Raw genomic sequence first — 4,509 nt, 5'->3', positions numbered from 1 at the left:
GAATTAACTAGCAATGGTCATGATATATATAAATATATTAATATGAAATTAGAATCTTGAATCAGTATAATTTCTTACACATTTGAAATAAAAATATACATATATGATATTTGGTAATTTGAAAATTACTTACGTATTTTTAGACCGATAACTACAGATGCAATCGCCAAAATCAAATTACTGACCATGAAATTTTGCTATTTATTATTGGTTACCCAACTGGCCTACACCAGTTTTGCCTATGCTACCGAAGAGGTTCCCCCCGGAAAAGAAAAAAAGATAACTATAGATTCCTCTGGCCTGCAAGTCAGTAAGAGCAGCTACAACCCGCTGCCGGAAATTCCAGATTTTGCAGAATTACGTAAGTATGCTTACCTGAACATGAATAAAAAAGGCTTACAGGAAGATGCGCCTTTTAAACCATCCGTACAGGTAGGCGCCATTGTGCATATGTTCGCATCTGCCGAGCAGGACGGTTTCAGCGCGCCGCATACGGCTACCGCCCCCTCTGACTGGAGCAAAGGTTTTACTTTGTACCGGGCCCGTGTGCTGGTAGGCGGACAGCTAACCCCCAAAGGCAGCTTCTTTTTTGAAACAGATATTCCCAGCGCTATCGGCGGCCCCAACCCCGATGGCACCAAGAACGTGAAAGTATCGCCCATAATACTGGATGCGCAGTTCCAATACAATTTTTGCGAAGCTTTTCAGGTGATTGTAGGGCAGCAGCTCATCTCCAATAACCGTAATGGTTTACAGGGCGCTGCAGGCTTAATGGCCAATGACTTCTCTTACTTCCAGTACCCGTATAACCTGTTTGCCAACAGCCCGCTGCAGGGCAACTTTGGCCGCGACCTGGGCATTAACACCCGCGGCTTTTTGTTCAACGACAAATTTGAATACCGCGTGGGCGCCTTTACCGGCCGTAATTTAGATGGCAAAGGCCCCGTACGTTTTACCAGCCGCCTGGCATACAGCTTCATGGATGCTGAAAAAGATTATTATTACGCAGGCACTAACCTGGGCAAAGGCAAAACGCTTACCTGGGGCATAGGGGCCGATGTGCAGGGTAGTTACCACAACTACAGCACCGACCTGTTTATAGACCAGCCTATTACGGATAAGGGCTCCGTTACTTTCAGCGGCGCCTTTCAATACATGACCGGTGGTACGGATACCATTGCCAAGTATAGCTTTGCACGCCTGATCCCCGCGCAAACCGTGCAGTTTGCCGAACTGGGTTATTATTTTAAAGCAGCCAAGCTGCAGCCCTGGGTAAAGTTTGAGCGGCAGCATATTTCCGCCAAGGATGCACAGGCGCCCGGTGTACCGGTAAAGGATTTTGATAAATATAATTCCAGCACCGTATGGGGCGGGGGCATTAACTACTTCTTTAATGCACTGGGTACTAACCTGCGCCTCTCTTACATTGCGCGCAGCTATAATGTAGCCAGCGCCACTACTGCTGATTTTGATAAGAAAACATATGGCCAGGTATGGGCCCAGCTACAGTTCTTTATTTTCTAAGTCGTTTGTCTTTGTAATTCCATTTCAACTTTAAACTTATTACACCATGTATAAAAAAATTATTTCTGTTGCAAGATTAGCTATCCTGTTGCTGGGTAGCAGCGCCATGCTGCTCACAGCCTGTAATTCCGGCGCTTCAAAAACAGAAGATGCGGCTAAAGATTCTACAGCCGGCAATACCGTGAAAATAGGCGTGCTGCACTCATTAAGCGGCACCATGGCCATTTCTGAAGTATCCCTGAAAGATGCGGTGCAAATGGCGGTGGATGAGATCAATGCTGCCGGCGGTGTGCTGGGCAAAAAAATTGAGCCGGTAATTGTAGATCCGGCTTCTGACTGGGACCTGTTTGCCGAAAAATCAAAGGAGCTGCTTACAGATAAAAAGGTAGCGGCGGTATTTGGCTGCTGGACCTCCGTATCCCGCAAATCTGTACTGCCTGTGTTTGAAGAAAATAACGGCTTGCTGTTTTACCCGGTGCAATATGAGGGTGAAGAAAGCTCCAAGAACGTAGTATATTCCGGCGCAACGCCCAACCAGCAGCTGATACCGGCTGCCGATTATTTGATGAGCGCAGAAGGCGGCGGGTATAAAAGATTTTATTTGCTGGGTACAGATTATGTATTTCCCAGAACTGCTAATAAGATCTTAAAAGCATATTTACTTTCAAAAGGCATTCCTAAAGAGAATATCATTGAAGAATATACGCCGTTCCACCACCAGGACTACCAGACCATTGTATCCAAGATCAAAAAGTTTGCAGTAGGGGGGAAGGCTTGTGTGCTTTCCACCATCAACGGTGATTCCAATATTCCTTTTTATAAAGAGTTTGCCAACCAGGGCCTTACCGCTGCTACCTGCCCTATCATGGCCTTTTCCGTAGCAGAAGATGAGCTGAGAGCAATGGATACGGAGTTCCTGGTGGGCCACCTGGCTGCCTGGAACTATTATCAATCTGTTGATTTACCGGAGAACAAAAAATTTGTAGCTGACTTTAAAACTTTTTGCGAAAAGAAGAATTTACCCGGCGGCGCTAAAAGGGTAACAGACGATCCTATTTGCTGGGCTTATACGGATGTGTACCTGTGGGCTAAAGCAGCTGAAAAAGCAAAGTCTTTTGATGTAGATAAAGTACGTGCCGCCTTACATGGCTTAACCTTTGATTCACCTGCCGGTAATGTGAAGATGGATGATAAAGTGAACCACCTGGCTAAACCGGTGCTGATAGGCGAAATTAAACCCGACGGGCAGTTTAGTGTGATCTGGAAATCACAGGGCCTGATTGATCCGCAACCTTTCTTTACGCTGAATAAACAATAAACAAACGAGGCTGCCAGGAAGAATGTAAAATGTAAAATTTAAAATCTTAAATGTAAAAGTAGAATGCCGGGATACCGGTTGCAGGATTATGTTCACGGCATTCCACTTTTACATTTATCCTGTTCATAAAGCCTTTTAAACGGTCGCTGTGAACCTCCTTCGTCGGTTTAAGATTTTACATTTAGAATTTTACATTTTACGTTCTTTCCGGTCAGCTTCTTCAATCGCAAGTGATGGAGCTCTTATTAAAGATCAACGAAATTAAAAGCGGCAAGGGAACCGGGGCCAAATGGCTTTGGCCGGTGATATTGATCGCTGCGGTACTTTTTTTCGGGGTGCGTGTGGCTACAGACAGCAGCGGCACCTATGTACAAAACCTGTTCAGCGGTATTAGCCTGGGCAGCATTTTAATACTGGTATCCCTGGGCCTGGCCATTGTATATGGTTTGGCCGGTATTATTAATATGGCGCATGGTGAGTTTTTAATGATCGGCGCTTATACTACCTACAGTGTACAGGTGTTTTTTACAAATGTGCTGCATGTGCAAAGCACTAACTGGTTTTTTATAGCAGCGCTGCCGGTATCTTTTATTGTAGCGGGTTTGGCCGGGCTTTTACTGGAAAGGCTCATCATCCGCCACCTGTACGCCAAACCGCTGGAAAGCCTGCTGGCTACCTGGGGCGTAAGCCTCATCCTGATCCAGACTGCGCGCTCGCTGTTTGGCGACCTGACTGCAGTAAAGCTGCCGGAAATGCTGGCCGGCGGCTGGCGCGTAAATGAGAACCTGGTGCTGCCGTATAACCGCTTATTCATTATTGCATTAACGATTGTAGTGCTTATAGCCCTGTACCGTACGCTTACGGCTACACGTTTAGGCATGCAGATAAGGGCTGTAACACAAAACCGCAGCATGAGCGCCTGTTTGGGCATTAATACCAAACGTATTGATGCCATGACCTTTTTCATAGGCTCCGGCCTGGCAGGTTTGGCCGGCTGCGCCATGACGCTGATAGGCAACGTGGTGCCGGATATGGGCCAAACCTATATTGTAGACGCCTTCCTTACCGTGGTAATAGGCGGGGTAGGCAAGCTGTTAGGCACCATTACCGCCGGTTTGGGCATCGGTATTTTTTCCAAAGTGCTGGAAGCCTTTTTTGAAGCAGTATATGGCAAGGTGCTGATATTATTGCTCATTATGCTGTTTATGCAGTTCAAGCCCCGGGGCATTTTCCCGGATAAGGGCAGAGCGGCGGCAGATTGAAACCAATTACTTCGGGCAAACAACCGCACCTATCAAACCGTAAATCTGAAATCGTAAATCTAAAATCCACATCATGCAGTTGAAACCTGCTAAGCTGATCAACATATTATTTATACTGTTCTTTGCAGTGGTCTTGCCTGTGGGGAACATGCTGGGGCTTGTGTCCGTTAACAGCATTTCCCTGTGGGGAAGATATTTTTGTTTTGCCATTGCCGCTTTGGGCATTGATCTTATCTGGGGCTATACCGGCATTATGTCTATGTGCCAGGCTTTTTTCTTTTGCCTGGGCGGTTACTGCATGGGCATGCACCTGCTGCTGAAAGCCACGGCCCTGCAGCAGCAGCTGTTACCGGAGTTTATGACCTGGAATGATATTACTACGCTGCCCTGGTTCTGGGAGCCTTT

At 46.5% G+C, this 4,509-nt stretch carries 3 protein-coding genes and 1 pseudogene; all 4 read left to right on the top strand.

The features are described 5' to 3' along the window. Positions 1-186 precede the first annotated feature (186 nt). On the top strand, positions 187-1,524 hold the full coding sequence (locus tag VIM87_RS20355) for a hypothetical protein (RefSeq protein ID WP_331998783.1): 1,338 nt from the start codon (positions 187-189) through the stop codon (positions 1,522-1,524). 46 nt (positions 1,525-1,570) lie between these two features. After that, a complete protein-coding gene (urtA, locus tag VIM87_RS20350; RefSeq protein WP_331998782.1) occupies positions 1,571-2,842 on the top strand; it encodes an urea ABC transporter substrate-binding protein in 1,272 nt (423 codons plus the stop codon). 233 nt (positions 2,843-3,075) lie between these two features. Further along, a complete protein-coding gene (gene urtB / locus VIM87_RS20345; RefSeq protein ID WP_331998781.1) occupies positions 3,076-4,104 on the top strand; it encodes an urea ABC transporter permease subunit UrtB in 1,029 nt (342 codons plus the stop codon). Between the two features lie 73 nt (positions 4,105-4,177). Further along, a pseudogene (locus VIM87_RS20340) lies at positions 4,178-4,509 on the top strand (hypothetical protein); the annotation flags it as partial.

Origin of the sequence: Chitinophaga sp. (assembly GCF_036569125.1) — a bacterium.
GTDB lineage: Bacteria > Bacteroidota > Bacteroidia > Chitinophagales > Chitinophagaceae > Chitinophaga.
The sequence above is the reverse complement of the archived record's forward strand: the minus strand, read 5'-3'. Positions and strand labels throughout refer to the sequence as shown.